The following is a 21,519-nucleotide window of genomic DNA, read 5'->3' on the forward strand; positions in this document are numbered from 1 at the left end:
TTATAATGCATTAGGAATAACGACTTATAATACCGCGATTGGGTACGAGCCAAGCACCTTAACCTCTGAAGCTCTACCACGAAGCTCCTCTATCACCAGACGGCAACTTTCATCTTCACAATGCCCTACAAAGTCGATATAGAACACGTACCCCCACTTACTGATCAAAGAAGGACGAGTCTCGAGCCTAGTCATATCAACCCCATGTCGCTCAAATGATTCAAGCAAGTGATAGAGTGCGCCCGGCTCATTCTTAGCACTGACAAGCAAAGATGTTTTATCTTTGCCACTTGGTGGTACCTTTTCATTCCCAATAATCAAAAAGCGGGTGGTATTATCTGGCTGGTCCTCAATATTGGAAGACACTACCGTAAGACTGTATAACTCACTGGCTATGTCACCTGCAATCGCCGCAACAGCTTGACCTCGCTTGCCAGCCTCTTCCGCTAAGCGCGCCCCTTCCGCATTAGAACTCACTGCAACACGTTCAACATGCGGCCAGTTTCGATCAAGCCAAGCACGACATTGAGCCAAAGATTGTTGATGCGAATAAATATGAGTGACATCATCTGGGTTGATATTTGGTGCAACCAACAAATTGTGATGGATACGAACTTCTACTTCACCACAGATTTTTAGACGTGAGCCACGAAAACTATCTAACGTATGATTCACAACACCTTCTGTGGAGTTTTCTACTGGCACAACACCGTAGTTTGCAGACCCAGCCTCCACCTCACGAAACACTTCATCTATCGCAGCCATCGGCGCACTGATGATTGATTTACCAAAATGCTTTAACGCGGCTTGCTGGGTAAATGTACCCTCTGGCCCCAAAAAAGCAATTCGCATGGGCTTTTCTAAGGCTAAGCAAGACGCCATTATTTGGCGAAAAATTTTAGCCATTTCCTCGTTATCTAGCGGGCCTTCGTTGCGCTCCATCACCCTACGCAAAACCTGAGCTTCTCGTTCCGGTCGATAGAAAACAGCAGATTGAGCACCCTGTTCAGCCATTTTTACTTCAGCTACTTGTTCCGCACAGATTGCTCGCTCATTTATAAGAGCTTGTATCTGCGAGTCCAAGGCATCTATTCGATCACGCAATATCGGGAGTGTTACAGGCGTCTCACTTTTATTTGTTGTCATGGGATCTCTTCCTACTGCCACTTATCCGTATCGTTTTTCGAATGAGCTCATGAATTCTATTAGCGCTTCAACACCAGACTTCGGCATTGCGTTGTAGATACTTGCACGCATACCTCCAACAGAACGATGTCCCGCCAAAGTTCGTAGCCCTGCACGCTCAGATTCTTCCAAAAATGTAGCTTCCAATGACGCATCAGCCAGAACGAATGGAACATTCATACGTGAACGATATTGCATATCAATTGGGTTGGAATAAAAATCACTTTGATCAATTGCGCTATATAGCAGTTCCGCTTTCTCTATGTTGATCTTCTCCATGGCTGCCACACCGCCTTGAGCTTCTAGCCACTCAAATACAAGATCAGCCAAGTATATAGCGAAAGTCGGTGGTGTATTGATCATCGAGTCATTCTTAGCGAGGGTTTCAAACGACCATACAGTTGGCAGCACTGCATTATTACTACGCGCCAAAAGGTCTTTTCGAATGATATTTATAACTACACCGGCGGGGCCAACGTTTTTCTGTGCGCCAGCATAAATCAAACCATATTTACTCACATCGATCTGCCGAGACAAAATTGTTGACGATAAATCTGCAACAATTGGTAACTCAGTATCAGGCAACGCATCGAACTCCAAGCCGCCAATTGTCTCATTGGGAGTCACATGCAAGTACGCGGCTTTTTCATCTAACGTAAGCGCATCAAAGTCTGGAACCGTTGTATAATTTTGCTCTTTACTGGAACCAGACAAAATAACATCTGTATATTTCTTCGCTTCTTTGATCGCCTTTGACGACCAAGCTCCGGTATCGAGGTAGCAGGCACGGTCAAAGCCATGAGTCAAATTCGCAGGAATTTGCGCAAATAAAGTCGACGCACCACCTTGCGCAAACAAAATTTCGTAATCATCTGGGATGTTAAGCAAACGGGACAATCGAGCTTTTGCAGACGTCAGAATAGAGACAAATTCATCACTACGATGACTCATTTCCATAACTGACACACCAGCGCCATGCCAATCTAGCAATTCTGACTGTGCTTTTTCTAAAACAGCTTCTGGAAGCGCAGCGGGACCAGAACAAAAGTTATAAACTCGGCTCATTCTGCCTAAATCCTCAATAGATAGGTATCTCTATACAAAAGAAGGCGCACTCAAGGTGCGCCATGGAACTCTATAAATCAGAGTCTGGTTCATTATTTTCGGGGGCGTTTTCAGTGACCTCGGCGTTATCTAAATCAACCTCCCCTTCGCTATCAGCAAGCTCAGCATCATCGTCTTCAACAACTCGCTCAACTCCCACAAGCTTTTCTTCATTCGAAAGACGAATCAAGGTAACACCTTGCGTATTTCGACCCTGACACGATATCTCAGAAACACGAGTCCTGACCAAGGTTCCCATATCAGTTATTAGGATCACTTCATCATTGTCTTCAACTTGCGTGGCACCGACTACAGGGCCATTACGATCGGATACTTGGATACCAATAACACCTTGTCCACCTCGACCGTAAACAGGAAATTCATTAATCATGGTGCGCTTACCGTAACCGTTCTCACATGCCATAAGAACAGCGGTTTCAATATCAGCACTAGGCACAATTAAAGAAACAACTTTAGCTTCTTCCGCCAGCCTAATGCCTCGAACACCGGCAGCCGTACGCCCCATTGGTCGAACATCCGTTTCTTTGAATCGAATCGTCTTACCAGAGCTGGATACAAGCATGATGTCATCATTGCCGGAGGTTTGCGCAACCCCAACCAACGCATCGGTTTCATCCAATTTCAGCGCTATCAGGCCACTTGAACGAGGACGAGCAAAGTGCTCCATAGCTGTTTTCTTCACCGTACCGTTTGCGGTAGCCATAAAGATGTAACTGCTTGCAGCAACGTCTTCAGCATCTTCCAATTCAACATCAGCGTCATTATCAACATCTGTTTTTTCAGGTGCGGTAAGTGGCAACAATGCCGATATGTGCTCACCTTCAGCCAATGGTAAAAGATTTACAATCGGACGCCCTTTGGAAGCGCGACTGCCAACAGGTATTTCGAATACACGCAACCAATAGACTTTACCGAAGTTACTAAACAGCATGACGGTATCATGACTACTTGTGACCAATAGGTGACTAATGTGATCTTCATCCTTCATTCCAGACGCTGACTTACCTCGTCCACCCCGGCGCTGTGCTTTGTATTCTTCTAATGGCTGAGTTTTCGCATAGCCCGTATCCGAAATAGTAACAACCATTGGTGCTTCGTCTATTAAATCAGCAATCGTTAAATCTTGCTTAGATGTCAATATTTCCGTACGACGCACGTCACCAAACTGATCTCGAGCATCCTCAAGCTCGTCGCGGATAACTTCCATCAGACGATCAGGGTTGCCAAGAATTTCAAGCAGCTCAGCGATGGTCTCAATAAGAGCTTTATATTCACCAAGAAGCTTCTCGTGCTCTAGCCCCGTCAAACGATGCAAACGCAAATCAAGAATCGCTTGGGCCTGCTCTGGAGACAATCGGTACACTCCGTCGTTGAAACCATATGCTGGGTCGAGATCATCGGGGCGGCAAGCATCGGCGCCCGCACGCTCAAGCATTGCATTCACATTGCCTGGTTCCCAGTTTTCTGCAATTAGTTTCTCTTTCGCTTCGGCAGAGGTTGGAGATTGACGGATTAGCTCAATTACTCGCTCAATATTAGCAAGAGATACTGCCAAACCTTCTAGTACATGACCTCGCTCACGCGCTTTACGCAGTTCATAGATTGTTCTGCGAGTCACAACTTCACGGCGGTGCTTCACGAAACATTCAAGAATCTGCTTGATGTTCAAAAGTTCAGGGCGGCCATCAACTAGGGCAACCATGTTGATCCCGAACACACTCTGAAGCTGTGTCTGTGTAAAGATATTGTTTACTACGACATCTGGGTTTTCGCCTCGTCGAAGCTCAATAACGATACGCATACCATCTTTATCCGACTCGTCGCGGAGCTCGCTAATGCCTTCTAATTTTTTCTCTTTCACCAGCTCAGCAATTTTCTCAATCACTTTAGCCTTGTTTAGTTGATATGGGATCTCGGTAAAGACAATCGCTTGGCGATTCCCTTTATCCATATCTTCTACGTGGTGTCGAGCACGCATGTAGATGCGGCCACGGCCAGTTTTGTAAGCTTCCACAATACCAGCACGCCCATTAATGAACGCACCCGTTGGAAAATCAGGGCCAGGAATAAACTCCATCAGTTCATCGATGGTAATGTCTGGATTGTCGATAACATTTAAGCAACCATCAATCACCTCACCCAAATTGTGGGGGGGAATGTTAGTTGCCATACCCACAGCAATACCTGCCGAGCCATTAATCAAAAGGCCAGGTATACGTGTAGGCAAAACTTCAGGCATGAATTCTGTGCCATCGTAGTTGGGCACAAAGTCAACAGTCTCTTTTTCTAGGTCCATCAGCATATGGTGCGACATGCGCGCCATACGGATCTCGGTATAACGCATAGCTGCTGCGCTATCACCATCTACGGAACCAAAGTTACCTTGACCATCAACTAAGGTGTAGCGCATCGAAAAAGGCTGCGCCATACGTACAATTGTTTCGTAAACTGCCGAATCACCATGTGGGTGATATTTACCTATCACATCACCAACAATACGTGCGGATTTTTTATAGGGCTTATTCCAGTCATTCTTAAGCTCGTTCATTGCGTACAGAACTCGACGGTGAACTGGCTTCAGTCCATCTCGCACATCTGGCAACGCACGACCCACTATTACGCTCATTGCGTAGTCAAGATAAGAACCTTTCAGCTCATTTTCGATACTGACGGGAATAATTTCTTTGGCTAATTCACCCATAGATACGACCGTTCCTTATGTTTGGAGCGCGTTATGCTCGTCATGAAAGGTCGAGCGACTCCGACCATCTTTTTGTAAGCGCGGCATTATACCACAACCATTTGTCGAACACCCATCCTCTAATACCTTTTATTGTACGCCAACTGAGCCACACCCCCACCTCTTGATACCCCTCTAAACCGACTTCAAATGAGAGCTCACCAAAATCAAGACTTAGTGAAAAAGCGACGATAATAATGACGCTTTAGTTTGTGGGTATATCTATTATCTATATAATGCAAGTCATCCAATTCGCAGCAAAGTATCGAATAACAAAGGTAACTAACAACCTTTATGCTGCAACCACAGATTTAATTAGGAAACCAATATGACCACCAAGCAATCACATACAGCCAACGTTGACTTAGATGAAGTTGCAAAATTTGAGGCGCTAGCAAGTCGCTGGTGGGACAAGAACAGTGAATTTAAACCACTTCATGACATCAACCCACTGCGCGCCAACTACATCAACGATCGCGCACAATTGAATGGAAAAAAAGTCATTGACGTTGGCTGTGGCGGTGGAATTTTATCCGAGGCACTTGCTCAAATGGGAGCCTCGGTGAAAGGGATCGATATGGGTGAAGCGCCTCTCGGAGTGGCCAGATTACACCTTGAAGAAAGCAAACTCGAAATCGATTACGAACGCATTACTGCTGAAGAAATCGCAGATCGTGAAGCTGCTCAATACGATGTTGTTACATGCCTAGAAATGCTTGAACATGTTCCTGACCCAGCATCTGTCATTCAAGCTTGCATGAAACTCTGCAAACCGGGTGGACACATTTTCTTTTCTACGATAAACCGCAACCCGAAAGCTTACCTCTTCGCCATTGTCGGAGCTGAATATATTTTGCGAATGCTACCTAAAGGCACCCACGATTACGCAAAATTTATCCAACCATCCGAGCTTAGTGGCTTTGCTCGGGAAGCAGGACTAGAGCTGATTCACATGACAGGGCTAACTTATAACCCATTAACCAAAGTTTACAAGCTTAACGAACGTGATGTTTCTGTGAATTACATGATGCACACACAAAAACCAGAAATACGCTAGGAGGCACTCAATGCTAGATTACCAAGCCCTGAAAGATTGCTTAAAAGACAAAGTCATTCTTGTGACCGGCGCAGGCGATGGCATTGGTAAGGAGGCCGCCCTCACCTATGCGGCTCATGGTGCCACCGTTATTTTGCTGGGCCGAACAACCAAAAAACTGGAAACCGTATACGATACCATTGATAGCGCGGGTTACCCTCAGGCGGCAATTGTCCCACTAAACCTAGATACAGCTGTCGAGCATGATTATGTCGAGCTCGCAAACACCATTCAAAAAGAATTCGGCCGCCTCGATGGAATCCTACATAACGCCAGTATTTTAGGCGCTCGAACACCACTGGCTAACTTTGATCCCAGTACATTTGAGCAAGTCATGCGCATAAATGTGAGCGCTCAGTTTTTACTCAACCAAGCACTCATTCCGCTACTACAAGAAGCACCTAACGGCTCTATCATATTCACTACCTCAAGTGTAGGGCGCAAAGCACGAGCTTACTGGGGCGCCTATGCGGTATCCAAGTTTGCCACCGAAGCCATGATGCAACTGCTCGCTGATGAACTAGAAAACATATCCAATATCAGAGTAAACGCCATTAACCCTGGTGCCACACGAACTAACATGAGAGCGTTTGCCTACCCAGCGGAAGACCCAAACACACTCAAAACGCCAGCCGACTTAATGCCTCTGTATCTTTACCTGATGTCCGACGATAGTCACCAATTAAATGGTCAATCGATTGACGCACAACCCAAATAGCACCATAAAAAACTAAGGTTGCACTGCATCATGAGTTCGAGCTAACCTGAACTCATGATGCAAATTATACGCAACCTTAGAACAATCTTCATTTTTCTAGGTGTTTGCTTGAGCCAAACACTCATGCAATCATCCATAGCAGCCACCTCTATGCAGATCATTCCCGGCGAAAGCCAAACAAGCCTATCTAAGTACGCACACGTCACACTTTCAAATGAACTTGCGGTCATTCTCGTATCCGATCCCAAAGCTGAGCGATTCGCAGCCGCCCTCGCAGTAAACGCAGGCAACTTTCAAGACCCCGACGAACACCCAGGCATCGCTCACCTATTGGAGCACATGCTATTTTTGGGAACCAAAAAATACCCTGAAGCGAACAGTTATCAAGCATACATTCGGCAACACGGTGGCTCGCACAACGCTTTCACCAGCAGCCAAGAAACAAATTACTACTTTGACGTATTACCCGACGCCTACCCAGAAGCGCTTGACCGCTTTGCGCAGTTTTTCATCGCTCCCACACTTGATCCAAATTACATTGCTAGAGAAATCAATGCTGTAGACTCTGAATACCGAGCTAAATTAAATGACGAAACTCGTCGCAGCAATGAAGCCTTCAAAACACTCATTAACGAAAACCATCCAAGCAGCCGCTTTACCGTCGGCAATTTAGATACCTTAGGGAACATGCCTACGGATACTCTAAAGGCTCGCCTGCAAGGCTTTTATGACAACTTCTACACCCCGGACAACATGACCCTAGTATTGGTCGCCAACAAACCATTGAAGACCTTGGAGACTTACGCAAGAACCTATTTTTCAGACATCCCCCTACGCAAGCACACACAGAAAGCTGAGTTACCTGTATTAGTACAAGCCCCCCATAAAATACAAGTCTTTCAAACAGACACTGAAAAGAGCCTTCTGTCTTTATCATTCCCTATCCCAAGTCAAATCCAAAACTATGCCACTCAACCGACGCGCTATATAAGCTACGTTTTAGGGGATGAATCAAAGAACTCACTCTTCTCAGATTTGAAAACAAAGAATTGGGCGCAATCCCTACATACCGGGATCACGAAAGACGATGGCAACAATGCGCTATTTAAACTTACCATTAGACTTACTGACGAAGGCGTTACTCATCGAAATGAAGTGGTTGCTCGAGTTTTCAAAGCAATAGATAATCTAAAGCAAACCGACATTAACCCTGCATACATAAAAGAAACACGTACACTAAGCCAACTTAACTTTGCTTACCATGACTATGTACCACCAATGCACCTTGCCCAACTACTCGCATCCAGATCTAGAGTCGTCTCCCCAAACCAACTCTTAGAAAGCTTTAGAATAACTGGTGATGCAAAGGAAAAAGACATTGAACTGCTACTTAAACAGTTATCAAAAAAGCGGGTACTTGTGCAATGGCAACACCCTAGCATTTCACCTGACGAATGGGCAGCAGCCCCTCTTAAATGGCAAGTAGAACCGTTATATCAAGGCAAATATGCCAATGCCAATCTCAGCGAAAAGTGGGATAACGAAGTGGCACAGGACTTACCCAATAACTACGGCCAACCAAAAGAAAATCCGTACATTCCCGATAATTTAGCTATAACAAACCATAGCGATGCATCTCCAATACATATCGTAAACACACCTAAACTCGATTTCTGGCACAAAACCAATAGTCAGTTCAAAAAGCCAACAGGTATGATTTTCGGGTATCTGGGATGCACACAAAACGACTCAGCACGTGACAAATTGTTGCTTCAGCTTTGGGCGATACTTTTTACAGATGCGATGAGTGAAAGTTCTTACCAACCCTACAATGCCGGCCTAAATTTTAGCTTATATGCACATAAAAATGGGTTAACCTTACGCACAAGTGGATACACTGATAAGCAAATGGTTTTTTTCAAAGACTTACTAAATGAATTATTAGCATTTAGAGCGGAACCAGAGCGACTCACGGTTGCCAAGCAAGAAATCCTGAAAAATTTAAACAATCTAGATAACCAACCGCCCCATGCCTTGGCACGCCATTACTTTTCAAAAGCTACCACGCTTGGCAACTCAACGCGGGACGCCATTCAAAATCATCTTATTAGCGTTACCGCAGATGAAATCAACCAATTCATTCAAAAACACATCCAACGATTTCGTTACATCGGCTACGTGACAGGAAACTTTGAACGACAAGAATCGGAAAAGCTCGCCAACACACTACAAAACACTCTTTCTAATCGATTAAGTGAGCATCAATATCAAACGGTAAAAGTAAAATCACTTGCGCCGAATGGTCGTTACGTCTACCAATTTAATACTCGTAGCTCTGACAGTGTCGTTCTATATAGCTTGATTTCAACGGATGGTAACAACGCCGACCATGTCGAACGCTCTTACTTTCGGATACTAGTACAGCTACTCAGCCCACGCTTTTACAACGAGTTTCGCACCGAGAAGCAATATGGCTATATTGTCGGAGTTACTAACCAAACCATTGATCAAACTCCAGCAATCGGCTTTCTGGTGCAATCGCCTAATACCGACAGCGATACGCTTATATCGGAAATTGGACGCTTCTTGGAAGAAAATAGCGAATGGGGTAATAGACTTTCAGATCAAGAGTTTGAGCAGGCTCGCAGTGCAGTACTCTCTCAATTTTCCCTGACACCAAAAACTCTTCGCGAAAGCGCATTAGAAGAATGGCCCCATATTGTTGAACCTGAGCATAATTTTAACGATAGAGAAACTTGGATTAAAACACTTAAAACGCTGTCAAAAGATGACTTTATCGTCTTTATCGAAAACAAAATAGAACACAATCAGGCCGCCAGAGTTGTCACCACCAATCAATGGCAAGACACCACTAACTGGCAGCAACTTTCGATTCAATAACAAAGAGCAATTACCCGCCAATTAACTGCTCAAGCTTTTGCTCATCCGTCATTTCCGCTTGATTCGGTGGGCTTTCAGGCGCCACTTGAGGCGCAGGCTCACCAAAGACGCGATTACCTGGTGTTACTTCTGTAAACTCACCTTCGCTCGGCTCAACTGATTCTTCTGGATTTAGTGCCTGCTGGTCTGCATTCAGCTTATCAAGCTGATCACCAAAAATACCCACCTCAGGCATCATATTTAGACGACGCTGCTGAATCTCCTCCGGAATGTTCCCTGTAAACAACACCGTAAACGGCGCGTCACGTGTCCTTCGATTCACCTCGTCATAGATTTCCTGCTCTCGCTTGGCTAATGCCGATTCTTCTAGGTAGGAGGACTTATTCGCACTCGCCGACACAACCATGTTAATAGTGGTATCCGGTTGAGGTTTCTCTGCAGGAATGATTGCAACCTCTTCTGGCGAACTGCGAACAACTTGATGTTGACCACGATAGACCTTATTGCCATACAAAACATCAATCGTCTCCACTGATACGGTTTGAGCAATGGCTGAAGAAGCAAACATCGCTAGAGAGCTAACTAAAATCGATTTACAAAAATACATGAACCACTCCGAGACTCTAAACACTATAGAAGAATCTCAAAATAAAAAAAAGGAGGCTTTGTGCCTCCTTTGTTATCGACTAGGGTTCATTTTTCTTAAAGCGAAATGACATCAAACTCTACTTGGGGATCAACATCTGCTTCGTAATCGACCCCATCAATACCGAAACCAAACAACTTCAAAAACTCATCTTTGTATAATTGGTAATCTGTCGCGTCAAATAAATTAGCATCTGTTACTTGAGGCCACAACTCTCGGCATGCTTGCTGCACATCTTCACGCAGCTCCCAATCATCAAGGCGCAGGCGATTTGCATCATCAACCAACTCTGCTGGCTTGTTGCCATTATACAAACGCTCAGCAAACAGACGGTAAACCTGATCCATACAACCTTCATGCAAGCCTTTTTCTCGCATCACTTTAAAGACCATTGACAAATACAACGGCATGACAGGGATGGCCGAAGACGCTTGTGTTACAACGGATTTCAGTACTGCTACGTTAGCACCACCATTACGCTTAGCCAGCTCACCATCAATCGCTTTTGCTGCTCGATCTAAATCCTCTTTCGCCTTGCCTAGCGCGCCATGCCAATAAATTGGCCAAGTGATATCAGAACCGATGTATGAATATGCAACGGTTCGCGCACCCTCTGCTAATACACCAGCTTCAGACAGCGCAGACATCCAAAGCTCCCAGTCTTCGCCACCCATAACAGTAACTGTTTGTTGGATTTCTTCTTCTGTAGCCGGCTCAATCTCTGCATCGATAATCACATCACGATTTGTATCAATCGCCGTAGAGCGGTATGGTTCGCCTATAGGTTTTAGAACAGATCGAATCACTTCTCCAGACTCCGGCATCTTACGAACTGGTGAGGCCAAAGAGTAAACTACTAGATCGATTTCACCCAAATCTTCTTGAATTAACTGAATGACTTTGTCACGTGCTTCATTTGAGAACGCATCTCCGTTGATGCTTTTCGCGTAAAGCCCTGCTTCATGCGCAGCCTTATCAAACGCCGCAGCGTTGTACCAACCAGCAGTCCCCGGCTTCTTCTCTGTTGCAGGCTTCTCGAAAAATACACCAATTGTTGCGGCACCAGAACCAAATGCAGCGGCAATTCGAGACGACAGCCCATAACCACTGGATGAACCGATCACTAGGACCTTCTTTGGTCCATCTTTAATCTCGCCATTAGCTTTAGTTTTGGCAATCTGATCTAAGACGTTCTGTTCACAACCAATAGGGTGAGTGGTTGTACAGATAAATCCGCGAATTTTCGGCTTAATAATCATAGTTAAGTCTCAACGTTATGTTTCGATAGCATGCTGTGTACTCCATCATGGGCACCAACACAAAGTTGCCGCACATGATACAATATCTCATTATCCTTGTCCCTTTTCTTTAACTTCCAAGACCTTACGCTTCATGAACGTTTTAATTATCGGTTACGTTTGGCCTGAGCCAAACTCATCTGCTGCTGGCAGTCGCATGATGCAGCTAATTCACACTCTAAAGGGGGCTCAGGCAAGCATTCATTTTGCTTCCCCAGCACAGACCACTGATCACATGGCAGACCTTTGTGCGCTTGACGTTAGCACATCAGCTATCACTCTTAACTGTGATTCATTTAATAGTTTCATTGAAGATTTGTCTCCCGACATTGTTATTTTTGACCGCTTCATGATGGAAGAGCAATTCGGGTGGAGAGTAGAGAAATACGCCCCTGAAGCATTGAGAATTCTCAATACAGAAGATTTGCATTCGCTAAGAGATGCTAGGCACACCGCTCTCAAAAAAAATAGGCCATTTGCCATTGAAGACATGCACTCTGATTTAGGCGTACGTGAAATCGCAGCCATTCATCGCTCAGATCTAACCCTGATGATTTCAGAGTTTGAACGCGATTTACTGCTAACACATTTCCACGTTCCTGACACACACGTCATGCATCTACCGTTCATGCTTCCAAGCGCCTATACGCCATTTACTCCCTTTGAAAAGCGACACGGTTTTATTTTTATCGGCAACTTCCGCCACGCTCCTAACTGGGACGCTGTTTTACAACTTAAACAGACTTACTGGCCGATCATCCGCAGCAAACTACCCAACACAACACTGAATATTTATGGTGCTTATCCGCCACCCAAAGCGACGCAGCTACATAATGAAAGGGAAGGATTTTTAGTGAAAGGTTGGGCAGAAAACGCCCTTGAAGTTATTGCTGACAGTCGAATTATGCTTAGCCCATTGCGATTCGGCGCAGGCATCAAAGGAAAACTGGTCGAGGCAATGCAAGTAGGAACGCCCAGCATTACAACCACCGTGGGGGCAGAAGCAATGCATGGCAACCTGCCATGGAATGGGGTAATCACCGACGATATCAAAGAGTTCTGCAACGCTGCTGTGAGCCTTTACAATGACCATGAGGCCTATCAGCTTATGCAAAAAAATGGCGAGCAGATAATCCAACTGCACTATCAACAATCACAGTGGGCCAGCAAGTTTCTACAAAGACTTAAAGTTCAACAGCAATTGAAACAGACCCTAAGAAACAATCATTTTTTAGGTAAACTTATGCGCCATCATTCAATGAAAAGCACACAATATATGTCCCAATGGATCACCTTAAAAAACCAAAAAAATAGCTCTTAGCTAACGAAGGCACTGGCTTTTTCTCGCTGCTTCACCAATTCAATTACCGCTAACTGTTGCTCGGGCTTCATTCGCCCCCATTGACTGATTTCTGCGCCGGTTCGGTAACATCCAGAGCACACATCGTTTTCATCAAGAAAGCAAATGTTTACACAAGGTGATTTAATTACCTGATCATTTTCTTTCTTGGTGCTCATCTTTTGGTTCTACCTTTTTTTCAGCGTTACTCAGCTGTTTTTGTTGCTCATTCCACTCGCGCAGATCCTCATAGTAGGTATCCCACACACATGGAGTGCACTCACTTTCACAACACTCCCAATCTTCTGGGGGCGTCGGTCGTCCAGTTATCATTACTTTAAACTCCTAACAGCGATAAAAAAGCCCCCTGTAACCACCATTATGACAAGTGATTGGCGGGGGCTTTCTACAATGATTTGTTTAGTATTCAGCGTTATGGTAAACGTTCTGAACATCATCTAGATCGTTCAACAAATCTAGAAAGCGCTCAAACTGCTCCACATCCTCGCCTGAAATTTGAGTCGTCATTTGAGGAATAAACTGGATCTCGTCAACATCAAACTCCACGCCGTCAAAGGCATCGAGAATGGCTTGACGAGCATGTCCATACTCAGTATTTGGAGTAAAAACCGTCGCTTTACCTTCTTCGTACTCAATATCTGTAACATCAACGTCCGCTTCCAATAACGCCTCCATCACACTGTCTTCATCCTCTGCAGCAAATACAAAAATCGCAGAGTGATCAAACATGTGAGATACGCTACCTTGCGTACCTATTTTGCTCTTTACTTTGTTAAAGCAAGTGCGTACGTCGCCGAACGTACGATTAGGGTTATCGGACAAACAATCAACGATAACCATGGTATTACCTGGACCAAAACCTTCATAACGCGCGGTATCAAAGTCTTCTCCACCGCCACCCTTTGCCTTATCAAGTGCTTTCTCAATGACATGTGCCGGAACTTGGTCTTTTTTGGCGCGATCCATCAAGCTACGCAATGCTAGATTACCGTTTGGATCAACACCTCCTGATTTAGCACACACATAGATCTCACGTCCGTATTTACTATAAACCTTGGCCTTTTGATCCGAGGTTTTTGCCATAGACTCTTTTCGGTTTTGATAGGCTCTGCCCATTACATATTCCTACTGTTCTATTCATTGTGAAAATTGAATTTTACCGTTTACTGCGACGATAGGAAACTACTCGACATCGAAATACTGATTCATACCATGCACTAAACATCAGTTTTTACACTATATAACTGACCAACCCTTATACCTAAGAGCTCATATCCTTTACCTGACAGCTTTCAACACCCTATTAAAATATCGTTATTTCTTTATAATCATCCGTCATAAATATTCCCCCATAACGGAGACTCTTAATGCCTACCGCCCTGTATCGTTGGTTACCTTGGCTTCAACTTGTAAACAAATCAACGATTAAGGCTGATATAATCGCTGGAATTACCTGCGCTTCTATGTCGATTCCTCAGGGTATAGCCTTCGCTGCAATCGCAGGATTGCCGGCTGAGTACGGTTTTTATAGCGCCATGGTTGCGCCGATTATAGCGGTACTGTTCGGATCATCTTGGCATATGGTATGTGGGCCAGCGACTGCAATTTCTGCGTTACTTTTTTCATCTCTATCTGGTTTGTATACGCCAGGCTCCGCAGAATTTATCCAAGCTGCGTTAACCATTACCTTCCTCGCCGGAGCTATTCAATTAGCGTTAGGGTTAGCCAAACTCGGCAATTTAACTAACTTTGTGTCTCATGCGGTTATGGTTGGCTTTATAACAGGCGCGGCATTGCTCATTATGCTGAGCCAAATACAACATGCTCTAACCGCTCAATTACCACGCCCAGATCACCTATGGAGCTTTAGCAATGCTATCTTGCACGTTGCACCCCAAACAAATCTATTCTCTCTGGGAATCTGTGTCGCAACTATTTTATCAGCCATCATTATTAGACGACTGTCTAACAAACTCCCCCACTACCTTTTGGCACTTGTAGCGGGAAGCGTTGTTGGTTATGTCTTACATGCTGGCAAACATGGCGTCCCATTAGTCGGAGAACTTAGCCAAGCTATTCCCCCTTTTGCCTTAATTGATTTTTCAGCATCAACGCTACGGGAACTGATTCCTGGAGCTGTTGTGTTGGCTTTAATCGGTCTACTAGAAGCCGCTTCTATATCTAAAGCCATTGCTTTAAAAACCCAACAGGAAATAGACACCAACAAGGAGTTTGTTGGGCAAGGTATGTCAAATATGATTGGCAGCTTATTTTCCAATTATATGAGTTCAGGCTCATTTACTCGCAGCGGGATTAATGTCGAAGCTGGCGCTAGAACGCCACTTGCGATTATCTTTTCAAGCGCATTTCTGCTGCTTATTCTGTTGCTCATTGCACCACTATTTTCGCATTTACCTATTCCAGCCATGGCTGGCATTATTATCTTAGTCGGCTGGCGACTTATCGAATTCAAAGAGCTATTGCATTATGCTAAAACAAGTCGCAGTGAACTCGCTATCGCCCTCGTAACTCTCTGTAGCACTATTGGCATCAGCTTGGAGTTTGGTATTTTGGTTGGCGTTGGCCTTAGTCTCGCGCTATTTCTAAACCAAACAGCAAAGCCAAATGTACGCATTATGGCACCAATGCAAACTGATGAAGGACGATACTTCCATAATATTGTCCATTTTAATTTAACAACCTGTCCACAGATACACTTTATAAGGCTCGACGGCCCTCTATACTTTGGATCTGTTGACTTTATGTCTAAACAGTTCCAAGAAATTGAGCACTCAATGCCTCATAAAGATCATTGGGTAATACTTTGCCGAGGGATCTCAGCGATTGACATGCAAGGTGCTCATTTTCTAACTCAGCTCATCAAAAAACAAACTGAACGAGGTACCCAAGTACATTTGGTCGCGCGCTATCTCTGGCAACTTGAGCGTTTAGATAGATTTGGAGTTATAGAGGCAGTAGGTGAACAGTATGTGTACCCCGGAAAAGGCATTGCCATTAAGCAAATTGAACGAGTTATGGATTTACAACAATGCGCTCAGTGTGACAAATCTGTCTTCTGGGAGTGCTCAACACGGCGTGAAAAAGGCCAAACGGAGACCCCTCTATCAAACAATTAGAATCAATAGTAATTCCTCATTGTTTACTAATGAAAAGATAGCCAAGAAGACAGATATCTATATATAGTTGCGTCTTAGTAATTGAATTGCTAAAACAAACATTTTGTAAACGCATCGGGACGGCAATAACGACTTTATGATAGGTACCAAAGGTATTCAGATCCGCCACAAGCTATTTGTCGTTTTTGTCTTGAGCAACGTCTTATTGATCGTTTCCATGTGGCAGGTTTTTCAATGGAGTTTTGACCGAGGTTTTGTTACCTACGCAACTGAACGAGATCGAGACTTCCTACAGCAAATGGCAAATCGCACGGCTAACCTATATATCTACTACGACGATTGGTACTTTTTAGTTCAAGAAAGCCGGCTTGAGAAGGAATGGCAAAAAGCTAAACTAGATAATATACGGGATCTCATTCCGCCTCCAAGCACACCTAATTTAGACCTTATTTACCCCTCGCAGTACTATCGCCAGCGTTTTCTTTTATTCGACAAGAATAAGCAACCATTGATTGGTGAAATCCCTTTCCCAGAAGCTGAAACCCACGCAGTTTTAGTTGATGACCAGCTAGTTGGATATGTTGGGCTAAGATCAATGCGGGCGCTTGTTCAAGATCAAACTCTACGGTTTGTGAGACAACAAGGTGAAGCATTCTTATTGATTTCAGCGTTTATGCTTACCATTGCCGCATTACTCACGTGGCCACTAGCACAATGGCTTAGCCGCCCTATTTGCACTGTACGCCAAGCAACCAAGCGCCTTGCTGCCGGTAAATTTGATACTCGAATCAAGATAAAAGGCTCTGATGAACTGGCTGACCTTGGGCGAGACTTTAACCACTTAGCTTCGACACTTGAACACATGCGCGAAGCACGTAAAAAATGGGTTGCTGACACTGCGCATGAACTACGTACACCTGTTGCTATTCTCCGTGGGGAAATAGAAGCTATGCAAGATGGCATCATTAAAGTAACGCCTGATTCATTAGGTTCACTCCAGCAAGAAGCCGTTCATATTGCGCGACTAATAGATGACCTAAACCAATTGTCGATGCATGATATGGGAAGTCTAGATTACCAAATGGATGAGGCCGAGCTAAACGAAATACTTGAACAAACAGTATCGTCTATGCAATTACCATTTGACGAAGCAGGCATAGAGCTTGAACTTGTAAAGGCTAAAAAAGCCCCCATCAAGATCACCGGTGACACTGACAGACTTCACCAATTATTCGCAAATTTAATGAATAACACTTTAAAATATACCAGCGCTCCAGGAAAATTGACGGTTACTCTGACAAAAGAGAATAAAAAAGCGGTTGTTTTAATGGAAGACACTCCTCCCGGCGTTAGCGACGAGGACATGAAACGTATATTTGAACAGTTTTTCCGCGTGGAAAATTCGCGCAATCGTGCAACGGGTGGGCGCGGCCTTGGCCTTGCCATCTGCACGAGTATCGTAGATGGACACCAAGGCTCTATTTCCGCTTATCAGCCAACGAGTGGCGGGCTGGGAATACGTATTGAATTTCCTTTAAATTAAATATGGACTTGAGAACTATGAGCAAAGTACTGATTGTCGAAGATGAACCGAAGTTAGCAGAGTTAATGGCTGCTTACCTTGAGCAAGCAGGTTACGAACATCACCATCTTGACCGAGGTGATCTGGTTGTAGATTACCTGAAAAACAACCAAGCTGACCTAATGCTACTGGATCTTATGCTGCCTGGCTTAGATGGCGTAGAAGTATGCAAACAAGTACGTCAATTTAGTGGCATGCCGATCATAATGGTGACTGCAAAAGCAGAAGAAATAGATCGACTAATTGGCTTGGAAATGGGTGCTGACGATTATGTATGTAAGCCGTTTAGTCCACGTGAGGTTGTTGCCCGAGTGAAAGCGAATCTTCGTCGAGTTGAGCTGGATCAGACAGAAGCACCAAAAACAGACGGGTTTGACTTGGATGCGGACCGCCTACGAGCTACTTACAAAGGCGAGCTGATCGATTTAACAACTGTCGAATTCCAATTATTGCAGTTACTCATTAAAGAACCTGGTCGAGTATTCGGTCGTGATTTGATAATGAAAAGTATCTATACAGATAGCCGAGTTGTAAGTGACCGCACTATTGATAGCCACATTAAAAAGCTACGCAAAAAAATTGCAGCGGTGGCACCAGAGCTTAATGTGATCCATTCCGTATATGGTGCGGGCTATCGATTCGAAAACAACGACTAAATCTGTCGCAGAGCATTAGGCTAAATGGATAGTTTTTTATCAGTGGTGGAGTTTTCCATCTCCATCACTGCACCTATATTTCTCATAATTGTTGTTGGTGCCTTTCTTCAAAAAATTGGCATGATTAACGACAACTTCGTCGAGGTGGCCTCGAAGCTTGTATTCAATGTCACCATGCCTGCACTGATCTTTATCAGCATTACCGAACACTCGAGAGACCCGAGTAGTCACATTTCATTAATGCTATTTGGCATGCTTGCAACATTTCTGGCCTACATTGTGCTTGAGCTGCTCGCGCTAAAATTGATCCCTGTAAAAGCTGATCGCGGCATCGTGGTACAGGGAGCATTTCGATCGAACATGGCGATTGTAGGGCTTGCCTATTGCATCAACGCATACGGTGATGCAGCACTTGCCGTTGCATCGATTTATATTGGCGGAGTCATGGTGCTCTATAACGTACTGTCTGTCATTACGATTAATCGCTCAATGGGCGCTAACAAAAGTATCTCTAGCTCTTTGAAGCCGATTTTGAAAAATCCGCTTATTATTGCCATCGTGCTCGCATTGCTAGCAACAAAAATCAATTTAACGTTGCCGGATATGGTTACCCAAGCGGGCAACTATTTCGCACGCATGACCCTTCCGTTAGCATTGTTGTGTGCTGGCGCATCTCTTAGATTCAAAGAGCTTAAGAAGGACTTTTCGCCTGCTTTATTAGCAACAATAGGAAAGCTAATTGTCATGCCTGTCACTCTAACATTAAGCGGCTATTGGATCGGATTCCGTGACATAGAGCTTGGTATTTTGTTCTTACTATCTTCATCCCCATCCGCTTCCGCGGGCTATATTATGGCGCGTGCAATGAATGGCAATGCCGTTCTAGCCGCAAACATCATAGTGCTGACTACCCTCCTTTCATTAATCACCACCAGCCTTGGGGTTACAATCTTGAGCGCACTTAAAGTAATGTAATTTTCTAAAATTTAATTGAGAATCACTTGCATTAACAAAAACATTGCTATTAAATAGTAATCATTCTCAACCAATGAAGTGATTACTAATGCAGTTAAACGCCAACGAGCTATTTAATGATAACGGAAAGGTTGCCCAACAATGGGCACACTTTATCGTCGGCGAACGCGTAATAAAACAACCCTCTCATGGTCTTCGCTTTACTCGACAATCAACCTATATACAGCGCGCTCTTACTATTAAACAGGGGCTCAAAGCGGGGGTTTATATCACACTGTCACATACCCGAGACACGACTGGCACAAACTCAATCAAGAGCATCCAAGTGACACCTGTTTATTTGGATACCGTGGTAAATTGGTCTGCCGAAGGCGAACAAGCATTTCACTGGTCACAAATATTTATCGAATGGGATCTTCTGAATCAAGTAACGGGAGAATTACCTCACAAAGCTGAGCATTTCTTTGAAAGAGTCACCAGCTTCCACACGGACACGGGGGACTCATTAGAATTGCTACCAACAACAGCCATTCGTTCTGATTTTACCGCAGTGCTTTCTCAAGAGAGCAAGAGCTTGGCACTCGCTGGCAAACTATATGGCCTCATTTTTCAAGTCATTGAACATATCCAAATTAACCACCACTTGTCGCATTGCGAAGGGTGTCAGCATAAGCTATTTAAGAGTCAGAACCTTTTAGAAAGCCGCCCTAAATTGACGTCAAAAGAACTAGCCCGACTTTGTGGATTAACGCAAACGGCCATAGAAATAGGCTATCCACTCATTATTGGAATGACACTTGAAGAATACCAAATCGAAGTCGCTATCCGTAAAGCGCTGACAGAGGCCCATGAACATACGCCTAAAGAATTAAGTCATAAAATTGAGATACAAACAGGACTTGATGCAAATGAAATAGAAGAGGCCTGCCTAAAGCGATTTGGTGTCATGAGCCACCAATTAAGTGGTATACATTAATATTAGAGGACGCTATGGAAGCAACACATACCATCGGACTATTTTATGGCACTGACACTAGCAATACTGAGATGGTAGGCCAAAAAATTCAACAGCAATTCGCAGAGCTTGACCGGGTAGTAGAGCGACACAATATATCCGATGTCGACCTTTCGCTAATGTTGAAATACGACTTTTTGATTCTAGGGATCCCTACATGGGACTTTGGAGGAATCCAAAGTGACTGGGAAGACGCTGGCGATGCTCTGACGGAGTTAAACCTTAGCGGTAAAACCATTGCCTTATACGGTTTAGGTGATCAGTTTGGATATGGTGATTATTTTGTCGACGCAATGGGCTGGCTATATGAACAATTAAGACCAACAGGCGCAAAACTCATCGGCCTTTGGCCAACAAAGGGTTATGACTTTGAAGCCTCATTGGCGGCAAATAAAGACAAATCTGAATTCGTAGGCTTAGCCATCGATGAAGATCAGCAATTTGACCTGACTGATCAACGCGTTGAACAGTGGGTCTTACAACTTTATGCAGAACTGGCACTGGCAGCCACATAGGTTAAAACTGACTGGCTCACTGCGTTACACTCGACTCGTTTGGCTTCCACTCATTCGCTGCCCCGAATGACCAAATCTGTGTAACAATGTGATTAACCTATGAATTTTTCTGCATAAAAACGCGCTTTCTCTTTTCTCTCTCCTGCTTTTTGAGAAAGCGCGTTTCCTTTTTCGGGTACCTTTTGTAAGCTTGTATAACGACACTCATATAATTAGCTGCCATTATGAACTTCACCCTTTTCGAGCTCTTCGTAGCCTTCATTGTTTTGATCGTAGCATCGGCTATTTGGCTAAACCTAACGACTCGAGAGCGAGCACTTAGACTCGTCAAAAGTCATTGTAAACATTTGGATATGCAAATGTTAGATGACTCAATATATGGCGTTTATTGGCGGCCAGACTTTAACAATGGAGCATTTGCAATCAGACGAAAGTACCGTTTCACGTTCACGACCACCGGAGAAAAACGCTACAAAGGTGAAATTGAGATGATCGGTACCAGACAAGTGGGGATTTATTTTGACGCTCATAGGATTTAACCTTAGTGTCCGCAAGCAAATCGACATAAGC

Annotated in this window: 19 protein-coding genes; 11 read left to right on the forward strand and 8 right to left on the reverse strand. The window is 44.3% G+C overall.

The annotated features are described in order from the left end of the window. Positions 1–24 precede the first annotated feature (24 nt). The 3 genes from pheA to gyrA form a co-directional block, all read right to left on the reverse strand. The gene (pheA, locus tag DN730_RS11850; RefSeq protein ID WP_115468354.1) at positions 25–1,146 is read right to left on the reverse strand and encodes a prephenate dehydratase; all 1,122 of its coding nucleotides are present in this window, start codon (positions 1,144–1,146) and stop codon (positions 25–27) included. Positions 1,147–1,167: 21 nt separating this feature from the next. Next, a complete protein-coding gene (serC, locus tag DN730_RS11855) occupies positions 1,168–2,250 on the reverse strand; it encodes a 3-phosphoserine/phosphohydroxythreonine transaminase (protein ID WP_115468355.1) in 1,083 nt (360 codons plus the stop codon). Between the two features lie 70 nt (positions 2,251–2,320). Beyond that, positions 2,321–5,011, reverse strand: coding sequence for a DNA gyrase subunit A (gene gyrA, locus DN730_RS11860; RefSeq protein ID WP_115468356.1), 2,691 nt, complete (start codon positions 5,009–5,011; stop codon positions 2,321–2,323). A 367-nt stretch (positions 5,012–5,378) separates the two neighbouring features. On the opposite strand from gyrA, the gene ubiG reads away from it, so the two are divergent. The 3 genes from ubiG to DN730_RS11875 all read left to right on the forward strand — a co-directional run bounded on the left by ubiG (position 5,379) and on the right by DN730_RS11875 (position 9,765). Further along, entirely contained in the window at positions 5,379–6,107 is a 729-nt protein-coding gene (gene ubiG / locus DN730_RS11865) for a bifunctional 2-polyprenyl-6-hydroxyphenol methylase/3-demethylubiquinol 3-O-methyltransferase UbiG (RefSeq protein WP_115468357.1), read from the forward strand. Positions 6,108–6,117: 10 nt separating this feature from the next. Further along, positions 6,118–6,864: a YciK family oxidoreductase gene (locus tag DN730_RS11870; protein ID WP_115468358.1), complete on the forward strand. Its 747-nt coding sequence runs from the start codon at positions 6,118–6,120 to the stop codon at positions 6,862–6,864. Between the two features lie 108 nt (positions 6,865–6,972). Further along, a complete protein-coding gene (locus DN730_RS11875; RefSeq protein WP_158541207.1) occupies positions 6,973–9,765 on the forward strand; it encodes an insulinase family protein in 2,793 nt (930 codons plus the stop codon). A 10-nt stretch (positions 9,766–9,775) separates the two neighbouring features. Here the strand turns inward: DN730_RS11875 and DN730_RS11880 are convergent, their stop codons facing one another. Further along, positions 9,776–10,372 (reverse strand): hypothetical protein, encoded by a 597-nt coding sequence (locus DN730_RS11880; protein WP_115468360.1) that lies wholly within the window; start codon positions 10,370–10,372, stop codon positions 9,776–9,778. A gap of 95 nt (positions 10,373–10,467) precedes the next feature. After that, positions 10,468–11,670, reverse strand: a complete 1,203-nt coding sequence (gene fabV, locus DN730_RS11885; RefSeq protein WP_115468361.1) for an enoyl-ACP reductase FabV — start codon at positions 11,668–11,670, stop codon at positions 10,468–10,470. A 133-nt stretch (positions 11,671–11,803) separates the two neighbouring features. Between fabV and DN730_RS11890 the strand changes: the two genes are divergently transcribed. Beyond that, positions 11,804–13,030, forward strand: a complete 1,227-nt coding sequence (locus DN730_RS11890) for a glycosyltransferase family 4 protein (protein ID WP_115468362.1) — start codon at positions 11,804–11,806, stop codon at positions 13,028–13,030. Here the strand turns inward: DN730_RS11890 and DN730_RS11895 are convergent. From DN730_RS11895 to DN730_RS11905, 3 genes are all read right to left on the reverse strand, one after another. Beyond that, complete coding sequence (locus DN730_RS11895; protein WP_115468363.1) at positions 13,027–13,227, reverse strand: DUF1289 domain-containing protein; 201 nt, start codon at positions 13,225–13,227, stop codon at positions 13,027–13,029. The genes DN730_RS11890 and DN730_RS11895 overlap by 4 nt on opposite strands. Then, positions 13,205–13,381, reverse strand: a complete 177-nt coding sequence (locus DN730_RS11900; protein ID WP_115468364.1) for an oxidoreductase-like domain-containing protein — start codon at positions 13,379–13,381, stop codon at positions 13,205–13,207. Before DN730_RS11900 ends, DN730_RS11895 begins: the two co-directional genes overlap by 23 nt. 87 nt (positions 13,382–13,468) lie before the next feature. After that, entirely contained in the window at positions 13,469–14,185 is a 717-nt protein-coding gene (locus DN730_RS11905) for a YebC/PmpR family DNA-binding transcriptional regulator (RefSeq protein ID WP_115468365.1), read from the reverse strand. A gap of 251 nt (positions 14,186–14,436) precedes the next feature. Here DN730_RS11905 and DN730_RS11910 point away from each other — a divergent pair, with 251 nt between their 5' ends. The 7 genes from DN730_RS11910 to DN730_RS11940 all read left to right on the forward strand — a co-directional run bounded on the left by DN730_RS11910 (position 14,437) and on the right by DN730_RS11940 (position 21,488). Next, a complete protein-coding gene (locus DN730_RS11910; protein ID WP_115468366.1) occupies positions 14,437–16,206 on the forward strand; it encodes a SulP family inorganic anion transporter in 1,770 nt (589 codons plus the stop codon). 136 nt (positions 16,207–16,342) lie between these two features. Beyond that, complete coding sequence (locus tag DN730_RS11915) at positions 16,343–17,749, forward strand: ATP-binding protein (protein ID WP_115468367.1); 1,407 nt, start codon at positions 16,343–16,345, stop codon at positions 17,747–17,749. 17 nt (positions 17,750–17,766) lie between these two features. Continuing rightward, a complete protein-coding gene (locus DN730_RS11920) occupies positions 17,767–18,444 on the forward strand; it encodes a response regulator (protein ID WP_115468368.1) in 678 nt (225 codons plus the stop codon). A gap of 24 nt (positions 18,445–18,468) precedes the next feature. Then, the gene (locus DN730_RS11925; protein WP_115468369.1) at positions 18,469–19,419 is read left to right on the forward strand and encodes an AEC family transporter; all 951 of its coding nucleotides are present in this window, start codon (positions 18,469–18,471) and stop codon (positions 19,417–19,419) included. Between the two features lie 88 nt (positions 19,420–19,507). Next, the gene (locus DN730_RS11930; protein ID WP_115468370.1) at positions 19,508–20,395 is read left to right on the forward strand and encodes a hypothetical protein; all 888 of its coding nucleotides are present in this window, start codon (positions 19,508–19,510) and stop codon (positions 20,393–20,395) included. Positions 20,396–20,409: 14 nt separating this feature from the next. Then, on the forward strand, positions 20,410–20,949 hold the full coding sequence (gene fldB / locus DN730_RS11935) for a flavodoxin FldB (RefSeq protein ID WP_115468371.1): 540 nt from the start codon (positions 20,410–20,412) through the stop codon (positions 20,947–20,949). A 224-nt stretch (positions 20,950–21,173) separates the two neighbouring features. Then, positions 21,174–21,488, forward strand: a complete 315-nt coding sequence (locus DN730_RS11940; protein WP_115468372.1) for a DUF3301 domain-containing protein — start codon at positions 21,174–21,176, stop codon at positions 21,486–21,488. Positions 21,489–21,519 lie beyond the last annotated feature (31 nt).

It is taken from the genome of Marinomonas piezotolerans, from assembly GCF_003362755.1.
GTDB lineage: Bacteria > Pseudomonadota > Gammaproteobacteria > Pseudomonadales > Marinomonadaceae > Marinomonas > Marinomonas piezotolerans.